A 24191-nucleotide genomic window follows, 5' to 3' on the forward strand; every position below is an offset into this window, starting at 1 on the left:
CTGCGCTATGCAGGATCGCGCCCACGTTGACATCTATCTGGAACCCCCACTGCGGGAGAGCGCAGAAGCTGGTGCACATAACTTCATTGGTAAAGTGGCGCATGTACTGGAGAATGCCCAACTTAGGGTCACATACCGCAATATTGACGACCCTTTAGGTGACCCAAATGGCCTATCACTGACCCATATGGCCCCTGCCCCAACCGCGCACGGTTTGGTGTTTCGCCGCTGCTATTACTACCCGTTCTGGCAGATTGAAGCGCGACAAGAGCGTTGGCTTTACGATGTGGCTCAATCCAAGTTTGATCCGGCGAATATTGACCCCGAGGCAGCAAGTCGGTTTTACAAATTCTGGCAAAACCGCCTGTTTGGCGAAGCTCCACAACAAGCTCGCCGGGATGGACCGATCTATGTGCCGCTACAGGGCCGCCTGTTACAGCGGCGGTCGTTCCAATCGTGCAGCCCCTTAGCGATGTTAGAGCATACGCTAGTGCACTGCCCGGGCGCTGTTGTGGCGGCCTTGCACCCAAAAGAGGCCTATAGTTCAAAGGAGTTATCGGCGCTGGAAAACCTTGCAGCGCGGCACCCGCGTTTAACCCTTACATTGGGTAATATGGAGCGGCATTTGCGGGGGTGCGCATTTGTCGTGACCCAGAATTCAGCCGCCGCATTTTCAGGGTATTTCTTTGGTAAACCGGCCCTGTTCTTTGGAAAAATCGACTTCCATCATATTGGTGTCAGGGCAGATCTGGCAGATCTCAGCTACAGCTTTGCCGCTGCTCAAGAGGCTACGCCGGATTTCGCGGCCTATCTATGGTGGTTTTGGCAAGAGAACTGCATCAACGCGGGCCGCTCAGAGGCCAATGGGAAAATCGCCGCCCGGTTCCGACGCTTCGGATGGCCGGTCTGACCCAATGAAAAGGGCGCCCCGAAAGGCGCCCGTTTTCGTAACTGTAATTCAGCAAAATACTGAAATTAGATCGATTCTTCGATCCAGCTTTGCAGAGCGGCCTTTGGGCGCGCGCCAGCAAGGTTCGATACGACCTGCCCGTCTTTAAAGATGAACAGCGCCGGAATACCACGCACGCCGACCTGAGCGGGCGAGTTCGGGTTTTCGTCGACGTTGACTTTGACGATCTTCACGCGACCGTTCAATTCATCCGACAGCTCTTCGAGCGAAGGGCCAATCTGTTTGCACGGGCCGCACCATTCGGCCCAGAAATCGACCAGAACCGGAATGTCCGAATTTTTGACTTCGGCGTCGAAAGTGTCGTCGGTGACTGCGACGGTTGCCATGATGCTCTCCTGACAGGAATGGGTTAAGGCCTGAACCTATGAACGCATGGCAGTGGCGTCAAGATATGGCAGGGCACGCAGCGCATTTGTCACGATATCGTTGGGTAACACCATAAGCGCGGGGGTTGCCGTCCACAGAATGGCCGTCTCAATCTGCCGATCAGGGTAAATCTGACGCAACATATGGGCATAGGCTCCCATCTGACGCAACAGACCGTCCGGGCAAGCCTCAGCCGTGCCGGGAACCACGCGGTTGGTTTTGAAATCGACGGCAAGGATGTGATCTTCGGCGATCACCAAACGGTCGATCGTGCCGTGTAGACGCTGTTCTCCGAGGCTTCCGGTTACTGGCACTTCGGCAAGCGTCGTGTCGGCAAACAGCGGGGCGAGGGCAGGGGTGCGCAACACCGCTTCCGCTTCGTCCTGCGCGCGTGCGATCATTTCGGTGGGGAGATTTCGGGCCAAACGGTCCAAGAATACCTGCCGCGCTTCCGGTGTCATAAGCGGGAGGTGCTCCAGCAATTCATGGACTAAAGTACCATAGCTTAGCGCGGTATCCATATCAAAGCCCGCCTCGCCCGCCAGCGCCTTGGCACCGCCAAGATCAGAGGGGGAGAGCGTTTTATCCTCCCCATGAGGAGAGGGGGCTGAGCCGGCGAATATAGGGTCTAACGCAGGCGTTGTGACAATTTTCTCAGGCGTCTCAATGATGTCGAGCGCATCCCAATCGCCCTGTTGATAGCGCAGAGTACCATCATCGCCCAAAGGTTCGGCGTGCAGCCGGGCCAAAGCGGCAGCAGTAATCTGATACCAAGAGGATTCATCTTTCGACAATTCCCCCGCCGCCGCTACGATCAGCCATTTTTCGGCCCGCGTCATGGCGACATAGAACAGGCGAAGCCGCTCTTGCAACGCGGCCTCTTTCATCTCGTCCAGCCGCGCGCGCATGGACTGCGGCATATCATCGGCAGAGGCTTTCCATACGGGCGTGCCGTTCACCGTGATGATCTCATCCTTGATCGTCACATCGCGCCGCCCGGTGTCGGGCAGGATCACGATCGGCGCTTCCAGCCCTTTCGCCCCATGCACCGTCATCACGCGGATCTGGTTCGAAGCACTGTCGATCTGGCGTTTGATTTCCAGATCATCGGTCTGCATCCATTGTAGGAACCCGGTCAGGCTGGGCACCGTGCCGCGCTCGTAAGAGAGCGCTTGGCTTAGCATCGCATTGATCCCATCCTCGGCTTCTGGTCCCAGCCGCGCCAACAGTTTGCGGCGGCCATCGTGGCGGGTGAGAATGCGTTCGATCAGGTCGTAAGGGCGCAGGTAATCAACCTGCCCGCGCAGGTCCCGCAGTACGGCGAGGGTGGCGGCGTGGGTCTCGGTCTGGCCGCGCAGCGCCTGCCAGAGGTGATCCTCCTTGCGGTAGTGGGCGAGGGTAAAAAGCTGTTGTTCTGACCAGCCGAACAGTGGTGATTTCAACGCGGTTGCGAGCGATAAGTCGTCATCAGGCGTGGCAAGGAAGGACAGGATCGCCGCCAGATCGCGCACCGCGAGCTCGGCTCCGACCTTCAGCCGATCCGCCCCTGCGATAGGCAGTTCCGCCGCTTTGCAGGCGCGAATAATTTCGGAAAACAAAGCCGAGCGGCGCTGCACGAGGATCAGGAAATCCCCCGGTTGGATACGCCGCCGCGCCAAGCCGCCCTTGCTGTCGTCGGGCAGGTAATGCGCTTCGGTGGTTAGCTCCTTGATCCGCCGCGCGATGCGTTCGGCCAGTTGCACCGTGTGATGCCGCGCGCTGCGGCGGTCCACGGGGTCGGTCCAATCGCCCTCCTCATCGGGGCCAGCCTTTTCGATAAAGGGCCAAAGATCGACGCGGCCGGGCAGGCGGTCCTTAAAGGCCAGATGCCCGTCATTGGTGAACCCGGTTTGGATCTCCGGATCGAAAACCCCATCGACTGCCTGCAAGATCGCCGAAGAGGACCGGAAAGAATAGGCGAGGCTGCGGCGTTGGAAAAACTGTCCCGCTTCACCGATCTTCTGCTCGAATGTCGTGCCTTTGCGGTCCAGCTCTTCGGGGTCCGCCCCTTGGAAAGAGTAGATCGACTGTTTCTTATCACCCACGACAAACAGTGTGCGGTCCACCTCGCTACGCGCCCCGGCGCCTGAGTAGAACTCATCCGTCAGCCGTTCGATCACGTCCCACTGGCGCGGCGAGGTGTCTTGCGCTTCGTCGACGAGGATATGGTCGATGCCGCCGTCGATGCGGAACAGCACCCATGCCGCCACCGCGTTGTCGGTCAACAAAGCGCGGGCTTTGAGGATCAAATCGTCAAAGTCGAGCCAGCCGCGCTTTTGCTTTTCATTCGCGTAACGGTCAAGGAAACGGGCCGCGAACCGGTGCAGCACATAGGACTTGCGCGCCGCTTTCAGGGCCAGCCGCGCTTCGCGGGCATCTTCAACGCGCTGCATCAACTGCTCAAGCTGCGGCATCTGCTCGGCGATGACCTTCTGCGTCGGCTTGGTCGGAAAGCTGCCGATCTTGGCGGTAAAAGGTGCTTTGGCACCGCTGCCGGTCAGAAGGATATTTTCCAACTGGGGCAGGGCGGAGAGGTCATAGCGGTCAATCTCTTGCAGGGCCGCCCCCGCTTTGCCGTCATTGCCGCCTTTGGCGAGCAGATGGGGAATGATCTCGGCCATCATCGCCGCTTCGCTGCCGAGGAAGACGGAACCGGCGATGCTGTCTTCGGTCAGATTTTCGGGTTGGTCAAAAAGCGCTAGGATATCGGCCCATGACCGCGCTTCGGTAAAAGCGTCGCGCTGGCCGACGATGCTACGGGTCAGGCTCGCGAAATCCTCGCCTGTGTAGTGCCGCGCGATGTCGGCCACGAGAGGGGCATCTTCGCCTTCGGCCATCTCATCAACGATCTCGGCGCGCAGCAGATCGGCGGCGCGGTCTTCGATCTCGGTGAATTGCGGGCTGACCTGCGCCTCCAGCGGGAAGCGGCGCAGAAGGGCGGCGCAGAAGGAGTGGATGGTTTGGATTTTCAGCCCGCCCGGTGTCTCAATCGCGCGGGCGAAAAGGGTGCGGGCATTGCGCAATTGCTCAGGCGCTAATTCGCCCTGCACGCCAAGATCGGCCAAGGCATCGCGCAGTGCCTTGTCCTTCAGCATCGCCCATTCGCCCAAGCGTTTGAACAGACGGTTCTGCATCTCAGAGGCGGCAGCCTTGGTGTAGGTCAGGCAAAGAATATGTTGCGGTTCGACATCATCCAGCAACAGCCGCGCCACGCGGTCGGTCAGCACGCGGGTCTTGCCAGAGCCCGCATTCGCGGTCAGCCAAGTGGAGGCATCGGGCCGCGCCGCTTCGATCTGGGCGCGGGTGGCATCGTCAAAATCGCGCATCATTCCAGATCCTCCGGTTTGGCGGGGCTGGTGCCGTCCCATTCGCCGAAACGGGCGAGTTGGTCAAAGTTTCCGGCAAAGGCATCGGTCTGCACCATGCGCCGCGCCGTGAAGCCTTGCCCCTCATCAAGGTAACGTGAGAGCAGCGCGTGAAGGCCAGCCAGCACTTCCTGAGGGTTCTCCTCTTCAAGCGGCGCGGGTACTTCGACGGGTTTCGATCCCAACCCGATAAAGGCAGCATGGGCCACATGGGCCACGCCCACCTCAGGAAAGCCGCCACGCTCGACCATCGCTGCTTCAATCAAGAGTTGCTTGTCAAAAAGGCGCTGTTCCTTTTTGCCCGGCGGGGTTCCGGTCTTGTAGTCATAGATCAGCACATCGCCATCATCGGTCTGGTCGATCCGATCCGCAAACCCGCTGAGGGTAAAGCCGAGGTCAGCAAAGGTATAGCTGCCGCGCGCGCCTTGCTCAAAGGCCACGGGGCTGGAAAAACCCGCCCGCTGGCTTTCACGGGCGATGAACCAATCGGCGATCCGGTCGATCCGCGCCAGCCACATGGCGCGGGCGGCGGGCCAAGGGGCTTCCTCCTCCAACACCTCGGCGGCGACTTGCATCAAGGTGTCACGGTTCAGCCGCGCAGGGTCGCGGGCCACCAGCTTCACGAAATCCTCCATAATGCGGTGCAAAACGATGCCGCGCACCGGCGCATCCGGTGATTGCACGAGGGGATTGATCGGCCGCAATTTCAGGCTGTGTTTGGCGTAGACGGCATAGGGGTCGCGGATCAGTGTCTTGATCTCGGTCACCGATAGCTTGCGGGGCCGCGCGACACGGGGCGGGCGGGGCGAGGGGCGCGGCGCGGGGTGCGTACGCTCCACTGCCTCCAAGGCGCGCACTTGATCCAGCCAGCGGTTGCCCCGTTGTTGCATCGCCTTCCACGCCTCTGGTCCGCCAGTTTCGCCCAAGCCGCCCAGCAGGTTGCCCAAGCGGTTCAACCAGCGCGAAGGCACCATTTCAGCCTCATCCGAGCGGATCGCGCGGGTGATCCAAACCTCGGGGCTGGCGATGGCCTGTTGATAATCATGCGCCGACAGGCCGATGCGCCGTTCGGGCAGCAGCAGCCCGGCCTTCTCGCGCATCTGACGGTTAAGCCAAGGATCGGGCGGCGGCGCTTCGGGCCAGGTGCCTTCGTTCAGTCCGCCGAGGATGACCAGATCGGCCCCCTGTACCCGCGCCTCCATCGTGCCCCAGATCATGATGTCGGGATGCGGGGTATCGGCCTCACGCACCTCCTCTTGGGACAAGAGCGCGCCGAGCAGATCGGCATAATCGGCGGCATTCATCGCGCCGCCATGCACGGCATGTTCGGTAAGGTTCGCCATCACAGCTTCCGCCGCAATGCCTGCGCCATGTTGCCAAAGCAGATGATCGGGGTCAGCGGGTTGACCGGCAGCGATCCTTTCGGCCAGCGCTAAATGGGTGGCGACGCAATCTGGCAGGGGCCGCTCTCCGGGGGCGTCATGGCCGGGAAAGGTCTCGCCCAGCCAAGCAACCCAATCGCGGAAGCCGCTGGGGTCTTCCATCCGCTTTGCCGCGCGTTCCGCGATTTCGGTCAACCCTTCGGCATCGGGATAGGGCAGCCCGTGACGGCGGATCTCGGCCTCGAGCCGCTGGGTGTAAAGCTGGTGAAAGTTCCGCCCCGCGCCGCTGTGGGTCAGCGGGTGTTTTAACAGGGTCAGCAGCGCTTCGGCATCGAGTTTTCGGACAAACAGCGCCGCCACATGGCGCAAGAACCGCCCCGGCGGGGAGAGTTGCAGCGGCATCCCGGCGCTGTCGTCGGGCAGGATGTTCCAGCGGTCCAGCGCCGCCGTGACCTGCCGGGTGAGCATCCGGTCAGGCGTGATCAACGCGGCTTTCACCCCGTCTTCGGCAGCCTGGCGCAGACGCAGGGCGATGGCCAATGCCTCGACCCGCGGCGTGGGCGCTTCGATCAGGGTGATGTCGGCCGTGGCACCATGCAGGTCTTCCAGCTTTGGCCCCTCGTTCAGCCAAGCATGGGTGACCGGCGCAGGCCGGAGCGACAGCGACAGGAGCTTGTTGCGTGCATCAGAAACGGCGGGCATCTCGCACCAAGGCTCAATCGCCCCCCGTGAAACGCCAAGCATATTCATCAGCTTGCGGAAACGGTATTGCGGGTGATCCTCGGCCAAAAGCGCTTGATCCAGTTCATTCCAAACGGCGGTCGGCATCTCGAAATCAAAACCCGGCAGGATAACCGCGCCTTGGGTCAGGCGGGCCACGGCCTCCATCAGCAGCGCGGTGGTCCCGCGCGACCCGGTGGAGCCAGCGAGGATGACCGGATGCTGCGGCGGCGCGTCCTGCCAACGGGCGATGATCCGGGCAACCAGTTGCCGCCGCCGCGCCTCGGCATCCGGGCGGGTTGTGGTCTGGCCTAGATAATCATGGGCGATGGCAAGGAACCGCTGCGCGCGCTCCCAATGGGCTGAAAGATGGCCAACGTCCAGCCCGGCCACTGTCTCGGGAGAGACCCCTTCGCCCTGCATCTCGTCGATCAACCCGGCGAGGCTGTCCGACAGTGCATAAAGTGACGCACGCGGCGCGAGATCCGGCGCGGCATCCAGCAGGCGCGAGACCAGCTGAATGAGTTCCAGCCGCCGTTGCAGGGGCGGTGTCGGCGCTGGTAGGGCAACGCCCGGCGCCAAGGCGTCAAGGTCCGTGATCAGCCGGATGCGCGGCAGAAAGCCTGCCGGGCCCGCATCGAAATCATGGCGCAACCGGCGTGCCATGCGGTTGGTGTTCACTATAAGTTCTACCCGAGCCATCGCCTCGGGCGGGCCACCCTCCAACCGGTCACAAAGCCCACGCACCAGCCCGCGTGGGAAGTCGACCCCGGGGGCAAGGCCAAAGACGCGGGGGCTGTCCTGCGGCTCAAACATCGGCGCCCGCCAGAAGGCTTTCGGCGAGGGGAATGCCGTCGGGATGACCCACATCGCACCAGCGCCCGGTATAGGGCAGGCCGAACAGCGTCTCGCGCTTAAGCATCATATCCCACAACAGGTTTAGGGAGAACTTCTCGGCATCGATATCGGCTAGCAGATCGGTCTTGATGATCTGCACTCCGCCATAGACCTGCCCCGGTCCGCGTTGCAGGCGGCCCTCCGCACCGCGGGTAAAGTCGCCCGTGCCGCCATGTCCAAGTGTGTTTTCCAGCGGCACAGTCATCAACAGCGCTTCCATTCGGGCCGGATCCCATGCGCTGCGCAGCATTTCGAGGGGGTTCGCCCCGGCCCAGATCGCGTCACTGTTCATGGTAAACACGGGGCCCGCGCCCAGCAGCGGCAGGGCATTGCGCAGCCCACCGCCCGTGTCGAGGATCTCAGGCGTTTCAATCACGGTCTCTACGCCCTGCGTCCGCAGATGGGCGTCCAACTGGTCAGGCAGGTAGTGCAGGTTCGCCACGATCCGCGCAGGCGAAATCCCACGGGCAAGGTCCAGCGCATGGTCGACCAAGGGGCGCCCGGCAACCGGCACCATGGGCTTGGGCTGGTTTTGGGTGAGATGTTTCATACGCGTGCCGAACCCGGCCGCGAACATCATGATGGCGTCGGGATTCTCGCGCATTGGCTTTTCAGATGCTCCAGAAATTCGGGGGTCGGAGGCGGCAGCACGCCTGCAAGACTATCAGCCACAGCGGCAAGCGCGGGATGGCGCAGGTTATGTTGCAGATGCTGCCACACGCGGGGGATCAAATCGACGTAATGCGGTTTGCCATCGCGCAGGCAAAGGCGTGCAAAGATGCCCAGAATGCGCAGGTTGCGCTGGGCGCCAAGCAGCGCATAGGCCCGGCGGAAGGGGGCGTCCTCCTGCTCAGTTTGACCGAGGTAATAGTCGATGATCTGCGCCTCTACTGCGCGGGGGACATCGCGGCGGGCGTCTTGGAGGATTGAGACAAGATCATAGGCCGGGTGGCCCAGCAGCGCATCCTGAAAATCCAGCAAGCCCACGCGCGCGGCTCCTTCGCGCTGCGGCAACCACAGCAGGTTCTCAGCATGATAGTCGCGCAATATCACGACCGTCGGGGCGTCATCCAGTGCAGTGGCGAGGGGGTGGAAAGCCTGCCCGAAAGCGTCTTTTGCCTGTCGCCCGCCTTCGGGCGCGTAGAAGTCAAATGCAGGGGCCGTCATATCGGTAAGCCATTCGGCATCGCAAAGCGGCAGTTCCGGCAAGGGGGCGCTGTGCAACTTGACCAGCACGTCAGCGGCGGCGCGGTAAAGGGGGAGTTCCTGAGCGGGATCGGCCGCCATTAACCGGGCAAAGAGATCATCGCCAAGGTCTTCGATCAGCAGCAACCCTTGGTCGCTGTCGGCGTGGTAGATCGCCGGCGCGCTGAGGCCACAGTCCGCGAGGTGGGTGGCGACATGGAGGAAGGGGCGCACGTCTTCGCCGCGTTCCGGTGGGGCATCCATCAAGATGGCCGTATCGCCATCTGTTTTGCGCAACCGGTCATAGCGCCGGTTAGAGGCATCGCCTGCCAGAAGTTTGCGGGTGGCCTCGGCCCAGCCTGCCATTTGCAAAATGGTATCGATCAAAAGGGTGCGTTTCGTCATATGCGCCACTCGGTCAGCCTGTCGGACCAATCGGCTTGGGTCCATTGGGCAGTCAGCACGCGGCTGTCTTCTTCGTCACCGGGGAAAAGACTGATATGCAGTGCGCCGGCTGGCGCCAGCGGACCCAGCCGATCCGGCCATTCCACCAGACAGATTGCGTCGTGAAAGGCTTCGACCAGCCCCAGTTCCTCAATCTCATGGGTTGAGGTCAGGCGGTAAAGGTCAGCATGCCAGATCGCACCGCTTTGACCCTCATAGGTTTGCACCAGCGTGAAGGTAGGCGAGGGTATATCCTCGGGATAGTCAAGCAGCTCAGCAATCAGCGCGCGGGCGAAATGGGTCTTACCCGCACCGACATCGCCGCTGAGCAGGATGACGTCACCGGGCAACAGGCGGCGGGCCAATTGCCGGGCGCGCCGGGCGGTCTCATCAGGGCTGCTAAGCAGGAGGGAAAGGGTATCGTCGGACATGCCCCCATGCTTAGCGTGCCGACGCGCAGCCGCAAGATTAAAGCGGACGGGAATGCCCTAGTTGGAGGGTTGCCGCCGGTTGCTTTCAGAAGGGGTGGCCGAGCGATCTTTGCAGGCCGCCCCGGCAGGGATCGGGCGGAAGCGCACAAGCGTTGCGCCAGAAGCGATGGCCGAGACCTCGCAGGAGAGCGGCGCGCCTTTAAGGGGGTAGATAGGCATGTTCCAGCCATCACGGTCGCCGCGGCAGAGGACGAATTCGGCGATGTCGGGCCAAAGCGGAGTGGTCGCCGACATTTCTTGCCAGACGCGGATTGCGTCATTGATGGTGATTTCGGCAAAGCTTTTGTCGGGGTCTTGCTTCCACTGGGTCCGATAGGCGGCGTTGCAGAATGTCAGCACGCCGGAGGCGGAGAAAACGGCGAAACCATCTTCGAGCGTGTCGAGCAGGCTTTGGCTCTGCTCAAGCTCGGCGCGGAAATTACGGGTCAGGGTGACTTCGGCTGTGATGTCTTCGATCAGGAAGGCGGTGGCGCCATCGGGGTGCGGGCGGCCACGAATGCTGTAGGTCTGCCCGTTCTCGAGCGACCATGTTTCCTGATAGCGCCCATCGGTCGCAGCGGAGATCACCTCTGCAATCTCCTGACGCCAAGTCTTGTAGTTCTTCGGTTCCGGCATGCGGCGGCTTTCGCGCAGTTGATCGAAAAACGACACCATTGTGGGTCGGGCGCTGAGAAACGGGGCGGGCAGGGCGGTCAGGTCAACCAACGCGGGGTTGAACAGGGCCAACTGCCCATTGCGATCGAAGATCGCCAGCCCGATGGACAGATGCGCAAAGGTCTTGGCGAGGGTCTGGACAAAGTTGCGCTGCGCCTCTTCGGCGGCGACAACGGCGTTGATACAGGTAGCGTGATAGACCTGCACATTGTCCTCTGTGGTGGTTGTCAGGGCGTACCAATCGGGCTTTCCTTCTTCGGCATTGCGCAGGCAGACGCGGTTAGGGTGTTCAGGTGAGGGCGTGCTAAACAGGGCGGCACCGCCGCTGTCGGGATCAGTTTTTGCCTTTCGTTTAAGCGCCGCATATGCCCGATTGTGCCAGATGATCCGCCCGCTTGCTTCGGTCTGCCACGCGGGGTTTGGACTGCTGTCACTGGCGCGGCGCAGGGCGGCAAGTTTGGTGAAAGTCTCCTGGGTAATCTCTTCCGCCACGCGGGTCTGGGGGAGATGCAACCAGCATAATGCGTCCCGCCACGTGATGCGAAGCTCTGGCGGGCTGTCGCCATCTTCTGCCGCGAGGGTGAGATTGCCGGTGGCCCCATGGCGGGGCACAGCTGGAAATTCCGGAAACCGCGACAGCAGCGCTTCGCGGATATCCTCCCATTGGTGATAGCCGGGGGCGAGGGCAAAGCGGGTCAGCGCGCTGTCAGAGCCGTGGATCAGGTGACCGTCTTCGAAAAGCAGGCTCATATCGTCGATGTCAGGCGGGGCCACGGCGGGGCGGCCAGCAGTCAGGTTCAGCCACCAGAGGGCGCCCAAAGCGGTGACAGAGGCGGCGGCAAGCACTATGAGAACATCCGGCAATGCCATGACGGAAAACCCTTTCGGCAAATGCGACGCCCTATTTTGGCGGCCAAAGGTTAATGGTTCATTAACGCCTTTTCATGGCGCCCGCAGTCAAGCGGTCAGGCGCTGGTTCTCTCCGATAACTGTATCGTCGGGGCCAAGGTCCAGCAGGCGGCGCGGCCAGACGACTTCGACCACCGCACCGCTGCCTGCGGGGGGCAGCCCGCGCAGCCAACCGCTGTCTGACCCATTGGCAAACCGCAGCCGCGCGCCGGAGCGTTCGAGGAATGTTTTGGCGATGAAAAGTCCCAGCCCCATACCCTCATATTCAGGCCGCGCAGGTTCGCTGGCCGTGCCGCTACGACGGCGCAGAAATGGATCGCCGATCCGGCCCAGATACTGGGGCGGGAAACCCGGCCCATTGTCGATAATCCGCACTGAGATATCCTCGGCGGACCATTCGGTCTCGATCCAAACCGTGGTTTCAGCAAAATCCACTGCGTTTTGCACCAAATTGCGCAGCCCGTGAATGATCTCGGGTTTGCGGGGGATCGTCGGGGGCCGCGCGTGATCTCGGGCCATTGGATTGTCAGAGAACATCACCGTCTTGCCACGCTCCAGATGCGGCTCGGCGGCCTCTTTCACCACGGCTGTCAGGGGCGCGCGTTGCATGTGGAGATCGTCTTTCCCGATACGCCCCATGTCGCGCAGGATATCGCGACACCGGTCAGCCTGATCGCGGATCAACGCGGCGTCTTCGGCCAGATCGGGCCGGTCTTCGAGGTCACCCAGCAGTTCGGTGCTGGCCAGTTTGATGGTGGCCAGCGGCGTGCCCAACTCATGCGCGGCGGCAGCGACGACGCCGCTAAGGTCCGACAGTTTCTGTTCGCGCGCCAGCACCAATTGCGTGGCCGAGAGCGCGTCGGCCATGGAGTGGACCTCAGACGTGACACGGCGGGAATAGGCGCTGGTAAAGACAATGGCGATCAGCAGCGCCGCCCAATGGCCAAAGACAAAGATGCCCGGCTGGCGCAACACATCGCCAGACTGGGTGACCAGCGGCAGATGCCACAGCGCCAGCACCGAAGCTGCGATGATCGCCGTACCGCCCAGCACCAATGTCGAGCGCAGGCTGAGCGCGGTGGCAGAGATCGTGACCGGCGCCAACAACAACAGTGCGAACGGGTTGTGCAGCCCCCCGGTCAGCCCCAGCAGCGCGGTCAGCTGCAGCAGATCGAACAGCACCATGGCGAGGTTCTCGCGCTCGGACAGGCGTTTGTTCTGGGGGAATACGAAGGCCGCGACGAGGTTGCCCACCACCGAGGCACCAATCGTCAGATAACAAAGGCCAAAGGCCAGTTGCAGCCCAAGCGCCCATTGCGCAACGGTCACCGCGGTCAACTGTCCGGCAATGGCGAACCAGCGCAACAGGATCATCGTGCGCAGCCGGATCCAACTGGCGCGGGTGCGCCCGTCGAGGGGCCGAATATTTGCCTGCGTCATCTTAGCCCCATCACTTCTTTGCGTCTTGCATCACCTGCGATCTAGCGTAGGTCTGCGGCGAAACACGATCAAGAGCGGCTATCGGCGCGGAGGACTGACATGAAACAGGTGATTGCATTCGGTGCAGTTGGGGTTGCAGCGGTATTTCTGGCAGGCACGGCCTTTATGGTGCTGCGCGGCGAAGACGATGCCTATGCCTCCTGCCGGTCGAGCCAAGTGGCGGGCGGCGATATCGGCGGGCCGTTTGAATTGGTCACCGGTGCCGGCGAAACCGTAACCGATGCGGACGTGATTACCGAGCCCGCCTTGCTCTATTTCGGCTATACCTCTTGCCCCGATGTCTGCCCGCTGGACGTGGACCGCAACGCCGCAGCGACCGAGATTCTAGAAGAGCGCGGTCAGAGCATCACGCCGGTTTTCATCACCGTCGACCCGGCACGCGACACGCCCGAAGTGGTCGGTGACTTTGCCGAGGTAATGCACCCGCGTATGGTAGGGCTCACCGGTTCGCCTGAACAAGTCAAAGCGGCCAGCCAAGCTTACCGCACCTACTACAAGGCCCACCCGGCAGATGAGAATGGCGAATACCTCGTCGATCACTCGACCTTCAGCTATTTGGTATTGCCCGGCGAAGGCGTCGTGGACTTTTTCCGCCGCGAAGTGCGTCCCGAGCAGATGGCCGACAGCATTGGTTGCTTCCTCGATCAAAGCTGAAATTGACCCGCCGCGATAGCCGCCCCATATTAACCTTTGAGAGGGTATGTTGATGCAGGATATTGCTGACTTAGGCCCAGACCGCAGTTTGCTTCTGGTCGATGACGATGAGCCGTTCCTGCGCCGCTTGGCCAAGGCGATGGAAAAACGCGGTTTTGAGGTGGAAACCGCAGGTTCTGTCGCGGCGGGCAAGGCCATCGCCACCGCGCGTCCCCCGGCCTTTGCCGTGGTCGACCTGCGCCTTCAGGATGGCAATGGTCTCGATGTTGTCGAAGTGCTCCGCGACAAACGCGCCGATACGCGGGTTGTCGTGCTGACCGGATATGGGGCGATTGCCACGGCGGTTGCGGCGGTCAAAAGTGGCGCTACGGATTACCTCTCAAAACCCGCTGACGCCAATGACATCGTGAACGCGCTTCTGGCCACCGGGGGCAATCTGCCCGAGCCGCCGGAAAATCCCATGAGTGCGGATCGCGTACGATGGGAGCATATCCAGCGGGTCTATGAACTGTGTGATCGCAATGTATCGGAAACCGCGCGGCGCCTGAACATGCACCGGCGGACCTTGCAGCGGATTTTGGCAAAACGCTCGCCGCGCTAAAGCTCGAACCGTTTCCAAACTTTATCAACACGCGTGCCGTCGGTCAGCGTACAGTTGGGCAGGCGGCGGAAATCTTCAAACCCGCGGCTTTGGTAATAGGCCAACCCGCCGGAATTGTCGGCGCGGATGATGGCATGGATATGGCCATAGCCTAGGTCACGGGCGGCGCGCTTCGTCTGCTCAAACAGGGCCGAACCGATGCCGAAGCCCGTCTCTCCCAAACGCACGAATGTCGCCACATCTACGCCGCCCGCTGGCAGGTCTGGATGGGGTTCGATGTACTGAAAGCCTTTGATCTTGCCGCTTTCACCTTCCGCCAGATGCCATGCGCTGTCGGGGGCGGCCATCCAGCCCTGCAACTCACGCGCGGTGACGGGGCTGACCATGGCGGTGGTGCCGCCTTTGGCGATAATGGCGTTCAGCAGTTCGGCCAAAGCGCGCGTATCAAGCGCCCCGGCGCGGCGGATGTGGATCACGCCATCTCGCGCAGCAGCGCCGCGTGCCGTTCGGTGAATTCGGCGCGCACCTCAACCGGCGGGCGCAGCAGGATGGTTAGCCCCTCCATCAGCGCCGCATCGGGGCGGCCAAAGAAACGGGTTGCCTCGGTCTCGGAAAAGCCAGCGATCTGGCTCGCCTCCATCCATGCGCTGACGCGATCCGCCTTCTTGATCTGCTGCTTCACCCGCACCGGCAAGCTGGCGGGAAGGCCGAAGCGGAGATGCACGGCGGTGGTCAACCGCTCATCCAAGGCGCGATAATCCGGCCCAACGGCAGCCTTCACGGGCGAGATCATGTCACCGATTACATATTCCGGGGCGTCATGCAGAAGGGCTGCCAAGCGCCATTTCGCAGGCGCGCGGGGGGCGATCCGGGCAAAGATCGTCTCGACCAGCAGCGAATGCTCGGCGACCGAATAGGCATAGTCGCCCCGCGTCTGCCCGTTCCAGCGGGCGACGAAGGCCAGCCCATGCGCGATGTCCTCAATCTCAACATCCACCGGGGTCGGGTCCAGCAGATCAAGCCGCCGACCTGAGAGCATCCTCTGCCACGCGCGGGGTTTCTGAGCCATCGCGATGCGGTCCTTCCTTGGTAATCCTTTGGGAACCATTCCCCTTTACATCCTGTTCATCCCACGAAGGAGATAATCATGAAACCCGTTTTTTCCGGTACGATACTTGCAGTTACCTTGGCCAGCCTCGCAGGTGCTGCACAGGCAGAAGAAGTCTGCATGCCCGCCAAGGAAATGAAGTCCGCCCTGATCGATTGGTACGGTGAAGAGCCTGTGCCGGGCCAGCGGAACGACAACAGCCAACTCTGGGCATCGGATCAATCGGGGACGTGGACATTGGTGAAAACCATGGCCGATGGCAATGCCTGTGTCATGGCACAGGGCGATGACTGGATGGCCGGGCTCGCTGGCGATAAGCAACTGGCCGCTCTTCTGGATTGATGAGGCGGGGCGTTTCCCCATTCACATTGAGAATTCGCGGCGAAGGTGCTAACCGCCCTGCAACACTGCAAACAGGAGCGCCGCATGGCCCACGACTATATTGTTAAGGATATCAATCTGGCGGCCTACGGTCGTAAAGAGTTGGACATCGCCGAAACCGAGATGCCGGGCCTGATGGCGCTGCGCGACGAGTACGGTGAAAGCAAGCCCTTGAAAGGGTCGCGGATCGTCGGCTCTTTGCACATGACCATCCAGACCGCCGTTCTGATTGAGACGCTTGTCGCACTTGGCGCGGATGTGCGTTGGGCATCCTGCAACATCTTCTCCACCCAAGACCACGCCGCGGCGGCGATTGCCGAAGCGGGCGTTCCGGTCTTCGCCATCAAAGGCCAGTCGCTGGTTGAGCATTGGGATTACCTCGACAAATCCTTCATGTTCCCCGAAGGCCCGAACCTGATCCTCGACGATGGCGGCGATGCGACGCTGTACATTCTGCTGGGCGCACGGGTTGAGAATGGCGAAGAAGAGCTGATCGCCGTGCCGAAGTCCGAGGAAGAAGAAGCGATCTTTGCTCAGATCAAAAAGCGTATGGCGGAAAGCCCCGGCTGGTTCACCAAGATGCGTGAGCAGATTAAAGGCGTTTCTGAGGAGACAACCACCGGCGTGCACCGTCTCTATGATCTGGTGAAACAGGGCCAATTGCCCTTCCCCGCGATCAATGTGAACGACTCTGTCACTAAGTCGAAATTCGACAACAAATATGGCTGTAAAGAGAGCCTCGTCGACGGTATCCGCCGCGCCACCGACACGATGATGGCCGGTAAGGTCGCGGTCGTCATGGGCTACGGCGATGTCGGCAAAGGCTCTGCCGCAAGCCTGCGCGGTGCCGGTGCCCGCGTGAAAGTGACCGAGGTCGATCCAATTTGCGCGCTGCAAGCCGCGATGGACGGTTTTGAAGTCGTGCTGCTGGAAGATGTCGTAGCCACCGCCGATATCTTCATCACCACCACCGGCAACAAGGACGTGATCCGCATCGAACATATGCGCGAGATGAAGGACATGGCGATTGTCGGCAACATCGGCCACTTCGATAACGAAATCCAGGTCGCGGCGCTGAAGAACCATAAATGGACAAACATCAAAGAACAGGTGGACATGATCGAGATGCCGAACGGCAATCGCCTGATCCTGCTCTCCGAAGGGCGCCTGCTGAACCTCGGCAACGCCACCGGCCACCCGTCGTTCGTGATGTCAGCCTCCTTTACCAATCAGGTTTTGGCGCAGATCGAGCTCTGGGAAAACACCGACAAATACGGCAATAACGTCTACATCCTGCCCAAGCATCTGGATGAAAAAGTTGCCCGCCTGCATCTTGATCGGATCGGCGTGAAGCTTTCCAAGCTGAATGCCGAACAGGCTGCCTATATCGGCGTGACCCCCGATGGTCCGTTCAAGCCCGAGCACTACCGCTACTAAATCCCGAGGGGTTCCGCCCCTTCCCAAGATTTTTACGCCGCCCCGCAGACCGCAGGGCGGCGTTTTTCATCTAGTGCATTGAACTAAAACTAAAATAACGGTCGATCGGCGGATTCAAGCACATTTCCGTAGCTGCCTGCTAGAGGGCGGAACATAGTCAGGCGGGCGGTGTTTCTCCCCCAGACCATTAAAAAGGAGTTCGAAAATGAAACGTACATTCCTGAAATCCACCGTCGCCGCCCTTGCACTGACAGCGGGCACCGCATTCGCTCAGACCGCAGACACCGAGGCCGGTGCTGCTGCGACCGCCGAGGCGACTGTCTCGGGTGAGAGCGTAAGCAATTCCGCCGAGGATCTGGGCACATCGCTTAAGAAGCAGGCAGAAGACACAGCCGAAGCGACACGCGATGCCGCAGATCAGACTGCCGAGGCCGTGGATGACGCCGTGCGCTCCACAACCGACAGCGCTGAAGCTGACGTCGAATCTGATGTAGAAGTCGAAGGCGATCTAACCGCCGAGACAGAGAGCGACACGAACCTTGATGCCGAAGCCGATCTGGCCGGTGACGCAGATTCTGAGTCCAACTCTACGCTCAGTGCGGAAACAGACAGCGAGATCGAAGCGGATGTTGATGCAGACACCGACGTCGCCACTGATGACGACGCGACGGTCGATAGCGAAATGACCGCCGAAATCGAAGGTGAGAATGAGACTGACCTGACCGATGATGTCGCTTCCGATACCGAAGCGAACATGGAAACAGACGTGACGCGCACCGACACCGGCATGAGCAATGCTTTCTCCGGTATGGTTGTGGGTGACCTGGTTGGCCTGACCGTGGTCGAAGCCGATGGCGACAAGATCGGTGACATTGATTACGTAATCAAAACCGATACAGGCTACGCCGCGATCGTAGGCGTGGGCGGTTTCCTTGGCCTTGGCGAACACACTGTCGCCGTGCCGCTTGACGAAATCTCCATGGCTGCTGAGAACGACCTAAAGCTAAGCTCTTGGACCAAAGCCGAACTGGAAGCCCAGCCCGAAGTTGATGAGAGCGCCATTGAAGGTCTCGAAGACGACGTGCGTCTCGACGACGCGTCCTAAGCGACCGCCGATATTCTAACCGAGAGGCGCCCCACCGCGGGCGCCTCTTTTTTTGCGACTCCGGGACCTGCCTACCGCATGAAATAAATCTTTTGCAAAACAGGGATATGACTTTAGGCTCCCGTTTCAGGAACCCCTGAAGGGCCGAAGTTTACTATTGGGAGAGATTTTATGGGCAAGCGTGACGAATGGATCGCCAAATACGCCGAAGATTTGAAGAACAAGTGCGGCATGGATCCGGATATGGACCTGCTGACCAAAGTGACGATCGGCTGCGGTCCGTCTATTTATAACGCTGACGCGCAAACGGTGTCTTCCAGCGATACGGCTGAATTGAACACCGTTAAAGAGAACTTCTTGATCAAGAAACTTGGCTTGCCGGATGACGAACATCTCATGGGCGGCATTCAAAAAGCGATCGAGACCTATGGCCGTTCCGAGCGGAACAAGTACCGCGCCGTGGTCTATTACATGCTGGTCAAACACTTCGGCAAAGAGGCCGTTTACGGCTGATTAAGCCGTTGCAATGAATTAATAAAACCTTATTTGGGACGCGCGCTTGGTTAAGCGCGCGTTTCGTTTTTGAAGGGGCTTTGACACAGTAGAAAGTTGCGAGAATGACTGACTTCTGCTATCACTCTTGTATCGGTCTAGCGGCTGATCAGAGGTTTAAGAACATGTGTGGTGGTTACGGGAGCACATGGGGTGAGAAGGGTTCTGGCGGGGTGCCGGAACCCTTTTTCGTTTCCTAATCGTTAATTTTTCCGATCTTAAGGCTTAGTTTTGCCCAAAGCGCAGATAAGTTCCCATTCCGCTTCGGTCACGGGCTGCACCGACAGGCGGGAGTTTTTTACCAGTACCATATCTTCAAGCCGTGGGTCCGCTTTGATCGTATCTAGCGTCACAGGCACGCTGAATGACCGCACCGCTTTGATGTCCACGCATTCCCAACGCGGGTCATCGGTGCTGCTGTCGGGATGGGCTTCCGCGCAGACTTCAACAATGCCGACGATCTCCCGGTCCTTTTGCGAGTGGTAGAAGAACCCCAGATCGCCAAGCTTCATCTCACGCATGAAGTTGCGCGCCTGATAATTGCGCACGCCGTCCCATTCCTCACCCGCGTCGCCTTTGGCCTTTTGGTCCGCCCAGCTCCATGTTGCGGGTTCGGATTTGAACAACCAATAGGCCATCAGCCGATCACCCGGTTCCAGTGGGTCAGGGTCACGCTTTGGAACAATCCGGCCTTGGCATAGGGGTCATTCGCGGCCCAATCTCCGGCCGCGGCCATGTCAGGCACATCCAGAATGATGAGCGAGCCGATCATGCCGCCCTCGGCGTCCAGAAGCGGGCCAGCTTGAGCCACGGCATTGCTGGATTTGAGGTAGGCAAGGTGGTCAGGCCGGTTTTCCTGACGGATCGGCAGGCCATCGGCTTTGTCATGGGCAATCAGGGCAACAAACATATCATTCTTCCTTTAGGGGGCGGGTCAGCAGTGACTTCATGGCGCCAGCCACATCTAACTGGTTGTCGAGCAATCCGGCAACCGCGCGAGTAATTGGCATATCGAGTGCGGCTTTGCGCGCCAATGCATCAACGGCGCGGGCGGTGGCGGCACCTTCGACCGTGGTCGAAGAGTCAAAGGGCGTTCCTTGCCCCAGCGACTGCCCCAGTCGGTAGTTGCGCGATTGCTCGGAGGTGCAGGTCAGCGTCAGATCGCCAAAGCCTGAAAGCCCGGCCAGCGTAGTCGGCTCCGCCTTCAGATGCGCGGCGAGGCGCTGCATCTCGGCATAGCCACGCGTCATCAAAGCGGCGCGGGCGCTCTCGCCCAGACCCGCCCCAATCGCGGCCCCGCTCGCGATGGCGACGACGTTTTTCAGCGCCCCACCCAGTTCCGCGCCGATGGTATCCGTGGTGCGGTAGAGCCGCAGGTTCGCCGTGGTCAGTTCCGCTTGCAGGTGTTTGCCCGCCGCCGCATCGCCACAGGCCAAGGTCAGCGCGGTGGGCAAGCCGCGGGCGATATCAGCGGCAAAGCTTGGCCCCGTCAGGATCGCAGCCGTGGCATCGGGGATGGTCTGGGAGATCACGCTCACCGGCCCGACGCCGCTGCTCAGTTCGATGCCCTTGCAGCAAGCAACCAAATGTTTCCCGTGAAGCGCATCCTTGTGCTCTTCCAAAACGCTGCGCAATTTCTGCATCGGCACGGCCAGTAGTAGGATCTCGGCCTCGCTCGCTTCCTCGAGGCTATCCGTCACCGCGAGCGTTTCGGGAAAAGGGCAGCCCGGCAGGCGTCTGGCATTCTCACGGCGCTTGGCCATATCCCCTGCATCGCGCGCCCAGAGCGTCACCGGCCCTTTACCCGCGAGCGAGATTGCCAGCGCCGTGCCGAAAGCCCCTGCACCAAGAACGGAAACGCTCATGCCTTGGCCCCCTTCCTGCCGCTGCCAAGCATCGAAGGTCGCGCGGTATCCAGCGGCCAGCGGGGACGTGCCGAGAGTGTCAGATCATCGGCCTCGCGCAAGGCGGCTTGCTCTCCTGCCGCGAAGGCGATCATCGCGGCATTATCTGTGCAGAGCGCCAGCGGTGGCGCGATGAAACGCGCCTCCTGCTCCGCCGCAACAGTCTCTAACGCGGTGCGTATGGACTTGTTCGCCGCGACGCCCCCCGCCACGCAAAGGCCACGCGCGCCCTCATTTGGATAATCCGCAAAAGCGCGGCGCGTTTTGTGGGTGAGCACATCGACTACGGCAGCTTGAAACCCTGCCGCCAGATCCGCTTGATCCTGCCGCGTCAGCCCGCCATGGGCTTCCACGCATTTGTCGCGTGCGCGCAGAACGGCGGTTTTCAGGCCCGAAAAGGACATGTCGCACCCGTCACGATCCAACAGCGGACGTGGCAGGGCAAAGCGTTTCGGGTCGCCCTCTTGCGCGCATTTCTCGATTGACGGCCCACCGGGTTGGGGCAGACCCAACAACCGCGCGACCTTGTCGAACGCCTCGCCCGGCGCATCATCAATTGTCCCGCCGAGACGATCGAAACTTTCCGGCCCGCGCACCAGCAGGAACTGGCAATGCCCGCCCGACACCAGCAACATCAAATAGGGGTAGGGCACATCATCGGTTAGACGCGGGGTCAGCGCATGACCGGCGAGATGGTTCACCCCATAAAGCGGCTTGCCCGTCGCTGCCGACAGCCCCTTGGCGCACATCACCCCTGAGACCACGCCGCCGATCAGCCCCGGCCCCGCAGTGACGGCGATGGCGTCGATCTCCGGCAGGCCGATCCCGGCCTCGGCCAAGGCATCTTCGACACAGTGATCCAGTTTTTCCGCATGGGCGCGGGCGGCAATCTCGGGGACGACGCCGCCAAAGTCGGCGTGCAACTCGGTCTGGCCCGCCACGACCGAGGCCAGCACGGTGCCGCGCCCGTCCTCATCCATGCGCACCACGGCGGCTGCGGTATCGTCGCAACTGCTTTCCAAACCAAGGATCAAGCGGGGCTGAGGCTGGGTAGAGGGCATGGGGGCTTTCCGTTGCAAGGCACCTGTACCGCAGGTAACACCGCTATCACGCGCAAACAATGCCGGAGCCTTGCGATGCCACAGCCAAGATTGCTTCTGACACGCCCTCAACCCGGTGCTGCGCAGTTTCTGGATCGGCTCTCGCCTGCACTGCGCGAAGGGGCCGTGATCTCTCCCTTGATTGAGATTGCCCCGACAGGCGAGGCGATTGATCTGACGCCCTTTGCTGGGGTGATCTTTACCTCGGCCAATGGTGTCGCTCATGGGCCAGAGGGAAACGGGCGGCCCGCCTATTGCGTGGGGCCGCAAACCACGGAAGCGGCAGCCAGGGCAAAATGGCAGGCGGAAATGGTCGGGCTGGATGCCGAGGCGATGATTGCAAAGCTTTCCAGTCGCCTGCAGATCGGACCGCTATTACACCTTGCCGGACGCCATCGGCGGGGCGATGTTGCCGGGGCTTTAAGCGCCTCGGGTCTCACCACTAAAGTCGCGACGGTCTATGAACAAAACCTTCTACCTCTCACGGAGGAGGCGCAGGCCCTTCTAAATGGCTCTGCCCCGGTCATCGTGCCGCTCTTTTCACCGCGTAGCGCCCAGCATTTCGCCCGCGAGGCCACCTGCACCGAGCAGGTCATCGCCCTGTCGATCAGCCCCGCCGCCGCTCAAGCGCTTGAAGCTCTGCCGCTCTATGCGCATGATGTCGCCGCAGAACCCACCGGCGAAGCTATGGCGAAGGGCGTTGAAAAACTTTTTCGCTGCACCACCTTGCCTTGAGGGGCATAGGTATGCCGGGTAAGCTCGCCTCTGCGAGTGAATGACAGGTTCAGAATCGAAAGGCGGACGGCGTGGCGAAACCCAAAAAGACGGTCAGCAAGAACGAAGCGGACAAGACCACGGCCGATCAGACCCCTCCTGCGGCGGATAAGGCAACAACGGCAGCGAAGGCTGGTGAGTCGAAGCCAATCGAGACCGATGGTAAGCGTGCGGACGCGTTGAAATCCGACGGGCCGAAAACTGATGCCGCCAATGCCGATACGGCAAAGACTGAACCAACCGAGCCGGGCAAAACGCCCAGAACCGCGCCGGGATCCGACAGCGCGACGGCAAAACCGACCGCTGCAAGTGACCTGTCCAGGCCTGATGACAAAGCGCCGGCCATGGCCGAGAGCGCTACAGACCCGAAGTCAGGGCCGACCCCCGACAAGGATAATCCAAAGGTACCTACCAAGGCCGAGGGCCCCTCTGCCGCCACAAATACGAAGCCAGTGACGACCTCTGCCAAGGAGGATCCCAAGGCAACCTCCAACGGTACTCTCTCCAAAGACAAGGTAACGCCTCCAGAGAAACCAGCCGCCGATCCCGCGCCTTCGCGCGCATCGGCGGCTGCGACGAAACCAAGCGATAGCACGTCAAAGCCCGCGTCGACCAAGACCGAAAAGCCGAGCGACGCGCCTTCAAAACCATCCCCGACGCCCACACCAACCCCCGCGCCCGCCCCGAAAGAACGCAAGCGGAGTGTCTTTTTCCCAATGCTTCTCGGCGGTGCCATTGCCGCGGGTCTGGGCTTTGCCGCATCGGAATACGACGTGCTCGGCACCCGCGCGCAAAGTGCGGCGGACCTGCAGAGCGCTTTGGAAGCGCAACAGGCCCGCATCGCTGATTTAGAAGCCCGCGCTGATGAGCCTGCCGCCCTTCCGGAAAACCTGCCGCAGGTCGATGCGCTTAGCGCAGAGCTGACCTCCGCCCGCGAAGAACTTTCGGCGCTCCAAACCCAGTTGGCTGAGATCGACAACCGCCTCACCACGGTTGAAAAACAGCCCGTGAGCGGTGGCGAAAACGAGATTGCGGTCGCGGCGTTTGAGCGTGAGATGGAGGCCCTGCGCGCCTCTGTTGCTGAGCAGCGCAGCGAAATCGAAAGCCTGCTGGACAACGCCCAAAGCGCCGAAGAGGCCACCGCCGCCGCAGCCGAGGCGGCCCGTGCCCAGACAGCGATGACCCAGATGAACGCCGCGATCAGCGCCGGACGCCCCTTTGAGACCGCGTTGGCAGAATTGCAGGAAGCCGGGGTTGAGGACATCCCCCAAGCGCTGAGTGATACCGCCGCGGGCGGTGTGGTTACTCTCGCCAATCTGCAAGCGCGCTATCCCGATGCCGCGCGGCAGGCACTGGCCACCGCCCGCGCCGCCGTGCCTGAAGAAGGTGAAGGTGGCTTTGGCAGTTTCCTGAAACGCCAGCTCGGTGCCCGTTCGGTTGCGCCGCGTGACGGAACGGATGCCGATGCTGTCCTCTCCCGCGCCGAAGCGGCGGTGCGCGATGGCCGTTTGACCGATGCACTGGCCGAGATTGACACGTTGCCCGCGCCTGCGCAGGACGCGATGGCGGAATGGCTCGCCGATGCCCGCGCGCGTCAGGCCGCGAAAACCGCTGCTGATGAACTCTCCCAACGCCTGACGGCCAACTGAGGAA

Annotated in this window: 23 protein-coding genes; 9 read left to right on the forward strand and 14 right to left on the reverse strand. The window is 61.3% G+C overall.

The window, feature by feature from the left end; translation table 11 throughout:
- Window positions 1-7 precede the first annotated feature (7 nt).
- Window positions 8-910, forward strand: coding sequence for a hypothetical protein (locus K3759_RS00500; protein WP_259983596.1), 903 nt, complete (start codon window positions 8-10; stop codon window positions 908-910).
- Window positions 911-975: 65 nt separating this feature from the next.
- On the opposite strand, the gene trxA is transcribed toward K3759_RS00500, so the two are convergent.
- The 8 genes from trxA to regB all read right to left on the reverse strand — a co-directional run bounded on the left by trxA (window position 976) and on the right by regB (window position 12862).
- Window positions 976-1296 carry a thioredoxin gene (gene trxA, locus K3759_RS00505; protein ID WP_259983597.1) on the reverse strand — a complete coding sequence of 107 codons (321 nt, stop codon included), beginning with the start codon at window positions 1294-1296 and terminating at the stop codon, window positions 976-978.
- A gap of 36 nt (window positions 1297-1332) precedes the next feature.
- Window positions 1333-4704 (reverse strand): double-strand break repair helicase AddA, encoded by a 3372-nt coding sequence (addA, locus tag K3759_RS00510; RefSeq protein ID WP_259983598.1) that lies wholly within the window; start codon window positions 4702-4704, stop codon window positions 1333-1335.
- Entirely contained in the window at window positions 4701-7658 is a 2958-nt protein-coding gene (addB, locus tag K3759_RS00515) for a double-strand break repair protein AddB (RefSeq protein WP_259983600.1), read from the reverse strand. The genes addA and addB overlap by 4 nt, the downstream gene beginning before the upstream one ends.
- Window positions 7651-8343, reverse strand: coding sequence for a nucleotidyltransferase family protein (locus K3759_RS00520; RefSeq protein ID WP_259983602.1), 693 nt, complete (start codon window positions 8341-8343; stop codon window positions 7651-7653). Before K3759_RS00520 ends, addB begins: the two co-directional genes overlap by 8 nt.
- Window positions 8316-9329 carry an aminoglycoside phosphotransferase family protein gene (locus tag K3759_RS00525; RefSeq protein WP_259983603.1) on the reverse strand — a complete coding sequence of 338 codons (1014 nt, stop codon included), beginning with the start codon at window positions 9327-9329 and terminating at the stop codon, window positions 8316-8318. Before K3759_RS00525 ends, K3759_RS00520 begins: the two co-directional genes overlap by 28 nt.
- On the reverse strand, window positions 9326-9799 hold the full coding sequence (gene tsaE / locus K3759_RS00530; RefSeq protein WP_259983605.1) for a tRNA (adenosine(37)-N6)-threonylcarbamoyltransferase complex ATPase subunit type 1 TsaE: 474 nt from the start codon (window positions 9797-9799) through the stop codon (window positions 9326-9328). Before tsaE ends, K3759_RS00525 begins: the two co-directional genes overlap by 4 nt.
- A 57-nt stretch (window positions 9800-9856) precedes the next feature.
- A complete protein-coding gene (locus tag K3759_RS00535) occupies window positions 9857-11383 on the reverse strand; it encodes a PAS-domain containing protein (RefSeq protein ID WP_259983608.1) in 1527 nt (508 codons plus the stop codon).
- Window positions 11384-11470: 87 nt separating this feature from the next.
- On the reverse strand, window positions 11471-12862 hold the full coding sequence (regB, locus tag K3759_RS00540; protein ID WP_259983610.1) for a sensor histidine kinase RegB: 1392 nt from the start codon (window positions 12860-12862) through the stop codon (window positions 11471-11473).
- 99 nt (window positions 12863-12961) lie between these two features.
- On the opposite strand from regB, the gene K3759_RS00545 reads away from it, so the two are divergent.
- Window positions 12962-13576 (forward strand): SCO family protein, encoded by a 615-nt coding sequence (locus tag K3759_RS00545; RefSeq protein ID WP_259983611.1) that lies wholly within the window; start codon window positions 12962-12964, stop codon window positions 13574-13576.
- Between the two features lie 46 nt (window positions 13577-13622).
- Window positions 13623-14177, forward strand: a complete 555-nt coding sequence (locus K3759_RS00550) for an ActR/PrrA/RegA family redox response regulator transcription factor (RefSeq protein WP_311199013.1) — start codon at window positions 13623-13625, stop codon at window positions 14175-14177.
- Here K3759_RS00550 and K3759_RS00555 read toward each other — a convergent pair.
- Window positions 14174-14653: a GNAT family N-acetyltransferase gene (locus K3759_RS00555; protein WP_259983614.1), complete on the reverse strand. Its 480-nt coding sequence runs from the start codon at window positions 14651-14653 to the stop codon at window positions 14174-14176. The genes K3759_RS00550 and K3759_RS00555 overlap by 4 nt on opposite strands.
- Entirely contained in the window at window positions 14650-15246 is a 597-nt protein-coding gene (locus tag K3759_RS00560) for an HD family hydrolase (RefSeq protein ID WP_259983615.1), read from the reverse strand. The genes K3759_RS00555 and K3759_RS00560 overlap by 4 nt, the downstream gene beginning before the upstream one ends.
- A 78-nt stretch (window positions 15247-15324) precedes the next feature.
- On the opposite strand from K3759_RS00560, the gene K3759_RS00565 reads away from it, so the two are divergent.
- The 4 genes from K3759_RS00565 (at window position 15325) to K3759_RS00580 (ending at window position 18721) form a co-directional block, all read left to right on the forward strand.
- Complete coding sequence (locus K3759_RS00565; RefSeq protein WP_259983617.1) at window positions 15325-15627, forward strand: S-adenosyl-L-homocysteine hydrolase; 303 nt, start codon at window positions 15325-15327, stop codon at window positions 15625-15627.
- 84 nt (window positions 15628-15711) lie between these two features.
- A complete protein-coding gene (ahcY, locus tag K3759_RS00570; RefSeq protein ID WP_259983618.1) occupies window positions 15712-17103 on the forward strand; it encodes an adenosylhomocysteinase in 1392 nt (463 codons plus the stop codon).
- Window positions 17104-17308: 205 nt separating this feature from the next.
- Window positions 17309-18208 (forward strand): MSCRAMM family adhesin SdrC, encoded by a 900-nt coding sequence (locus K3759_RS00575; protein WP_259983619.1) that lies wholly within the window; start codon window positions 17309-17311, stop codon window positions 18206-18208.
- Between the two features lie 171 nt (window positions 18209-18379).
- Window positions 18380-18721, forward strand: a complete 342-nt coding sequence (locus K3759_RS00580; protein WP_259983621.1) for a DUF2853 family protein — start codon at window positions 18380-18382, stop codon at window positions 18719-18721.
- Window positions 18722-18978: 257 nt separating this feature from the next.
- Here K3759_RS00580 and K3759_RS00585 read toward each other — a convergent pair whose 3' ends face one another.
- Genes K3759_RS00585 through tsaD form a run of 4 tightly spaced genes read right to left on the reverse strand, consistent with a single transcriptional unit; the run spans window position 18979 to window position 21725 of the window.
- Window positions 18979-19398, reverse strand: coding sequence for an EVE domain-containing protein (locus K3759_RS00585; protein WP_259983623.1), 420 nt, complete (start codon window positions 19396-19398; stop codon window positions 18979-18981).
- Complete coding sequence (locus tag K3759_RS00590) at window positions 19398-19670, reverse strand: YciI family protein (RefSeq protein ID WP_259983624.1); 273 nt, start codon at window positions 19668-19670, stop codon at window positions 19398-19400. The genes K3759_RS00585 and K3759_RS00590 overlap by 1 nt, the downstream gene beginning before the upstream one ends.
- 1 nt (window position 19671) lies before the next feature.
- Window positions 19672-20625: an NAD(P)H-dependent glycerol-3-phosphate dehydrogenase gene (locus tag K3759_RS00595; RefSeq protein ID WP_259983627.1), complete on the reverse strand. Its 954-nt coding sequence runs from the start codon at window positions 20623-20625 to the stop codon at window positions 19672-19674.
- Complete coding sequence (gene tsaD, locus K3759_RS00600; RefSeq protein WP_259983630.1) at window positions 20622-21725, reverse strand: tRNA (adenosine(37)-N6)-threonylcarbamoyltransferase complex transferase subunit TsaD; 1104 nt, start codon at window positions 21723-21725, stop codon at window positions 20622-20624. Before tsaD ends, K3759_RS00595 begins: the two co-directional genes overlap by 4 nt.
- Window positions 21726-21800: 75 nt before the next feature.
- Here tsaD and K3759_RS00605 point away from each other — a divergent pair, with 75 nt between their 5' ends.
- Both K3759_RS00605 and K3759_RS00610 read left to right on the forward strand, forming a co-directional pair.
- Complete coding sequence (locus K3759_RS00605) at window positions 21801-22499, forward strand: uroporphyrinogen-III synthase (RefSeq protein WP_259983631.1); 699 nt, start codon at window positions 21801-21803, stop codon at window positions 22497-22499.
- A gap of 71 nt (window positions 22500-22570) precedes the next feature.
- On the forward strand, window positions 22571-24187 hold the full coding sequence (locus K3759_RS00610) for a hypothetical protein (RefSeq protein ID WP_259983633.1): 1617 nt from the start codon (window positions 22571-22573) through the stop codon (window positions 24185-24187).
- The last annotated feature ends 4 nt before the right edge of the window (window positions 24188-24191 follow it).

This window comes from Sulfitobacter sp. W027 (genome assembly GCF_025143985.1).
Classification (GTDB): domain Bacteria; phylum Pseudomonadota; class Alphaproteobacteria; order Rhodobacterales; family Rhodobacteraceae; genus Sulfitobacter.

Excerpts from the sequence above, each read along its gene's own strand:
- K3759_RS00560 (WP_259983615.1), bottom strand. The coding sequence starts at position 15,246 with ATGGCTCAGAAACCCCGCGCGTGGCAGAGGATGCTCTCAGGTCGGCGG.
- K3759_RS00575 (WP_259983619.1), top strand. The coding sequence starts at position 17,309 with ATGAAACGTACATTCCTGAAATCCACCGTCGCCGCCCTTGCACTGACA.
- K3759_RS00565 (WP_259983617.1), top strand. The coding sequence starts at position 15,325 with ATGAAACCCGTTTTTTCCGGTACGATACTTGCAGTTACCTTGGCCAGC.
- K3759_RS00585 (WP_259983623.1), bottom strand. The coding sequence starts at position 19,398 with ATGGCCTATTGGTTGTTCAAATCCGAACCCGCAACATGGAGCTGGGCG.
- addB (WP_259983600.1), bottom strand. The coding sequence starts at position 7,658 with ATGTTTGAGCCGCAGGACAGCCCCCGCGTCTTTGGCCTTGCCCCCGGG.
- K3759_RS00595 (WP_259983627.1), bottom strand. The coding sequence starts at position 20,625 with ATGAGCGTTTCCGTTCTTGGTGCAGGGGCTTTCGGCACGGCGCTGGCA.
- K3759_RS00580 (WP_259983621.1), top strand. The coding sequence starts at position 18,380 with ATGGGCAAGCGTGACGAATGGATCGCCAAATACGCCGAAGATTTGAAG.
- K3759_RS00500 (WP_259983596.1), top strand. The coding sequence starts at position 8 with ATGCAGGATCGCGCCCACGTTGACATCTATCTGGAACCCCCACTGCGG.
- K3759_RS00605 (WP_259983631.1), top strand. The coding sequence starts at position 21,801 with ATGCCACAGCCAAGATTGCTTCTGACACGCCCTCAACCCGGTGCTGCG.
- K3759_RS00525 (WP_259983603.1), bottom strand. The coding sequence starts at position 9,329 with ATGACGAAACGCACCCTTTTGATCGATACCATTTTGCAAATGGCAGGC.
- K3759_RS00520 (WP_259983602.1), bottom strand. The coding sequence starts at position 8,343 with ATGCGCGAGAATCCCGACGCCATCATGATGTTCGCGGCCGGGTTCGGC.
- K3759_RS00590 (WP_259983624.1), bottom strand. The coding sequence starts at position 19,670 with ATGTTTGTTGCCCTGATTGCCCATGACAAAGCCGATGGCCTGCCGATC.
- K3759_RS00535 (WP_259983608.1), bottom strand. The coding sequence starts at position 11,383 with ATGGCATTGCCGGATGTTCTCATAGTGCTTGCCGCCGCCTCTGTCACC.
- K3759_RS00545 (WP_259983611.1), top strand. The coding sequence starts at position 12,962 with ATGAAACAGGTGATTGCATTCGGTGCAGTTGGGGTTGCAGCGGTATTT.
- K3759_RS00550 (WP_311199013.1), top strand. The coding sequence starts at position 13,623 with ATGTTGATGCAGGATATTGCTGACTTAGGCCCAGACCGCAGTTTGCTT.
- trxA (WP_259983597.1), bottom strand. The coding sequence starts at position 1,296 with ATGGCAACCGTCGCAGTCACCGACGACACTTTCGACGCCGAAGTCAAA.
- addA (WP_259983598.1), bottom strand. The coding sequence starts at position 4,704 with ATGATGCGCGATTTTGACGATGCCACCCGCGCCCAGATCGAAGCGGCG.
- regB (WP_259983610.1), bottom strand. The coding sequence starts at position 12,862 with ATGACGCAGGCAAATATTCGGCCCCTCGACGGGCGCACCCGCGCCAGT.
- tsaD (WP_259983630.1), bottom strand. The coding sequence starts at position 21,725 with ATGCCCTCTACCCAGCCTCAGCCCCGCTTGATCCTTGGTTTGGAAAGC.
- ahcY (WP_259983618.1), top strand. The coding sequence starts at position 15,712 with ATGGCCCACGACTATATTGTTAAGGATATCAATCTGGCGGCCTACGGT.
- tsaE (WP_259983605.1), bottom strand. The coding sequence starts at position 9,799 with ATGTCCGACGATACCCTTTCCCTCCTGCTTAGCAGCCCTGATGAGACC.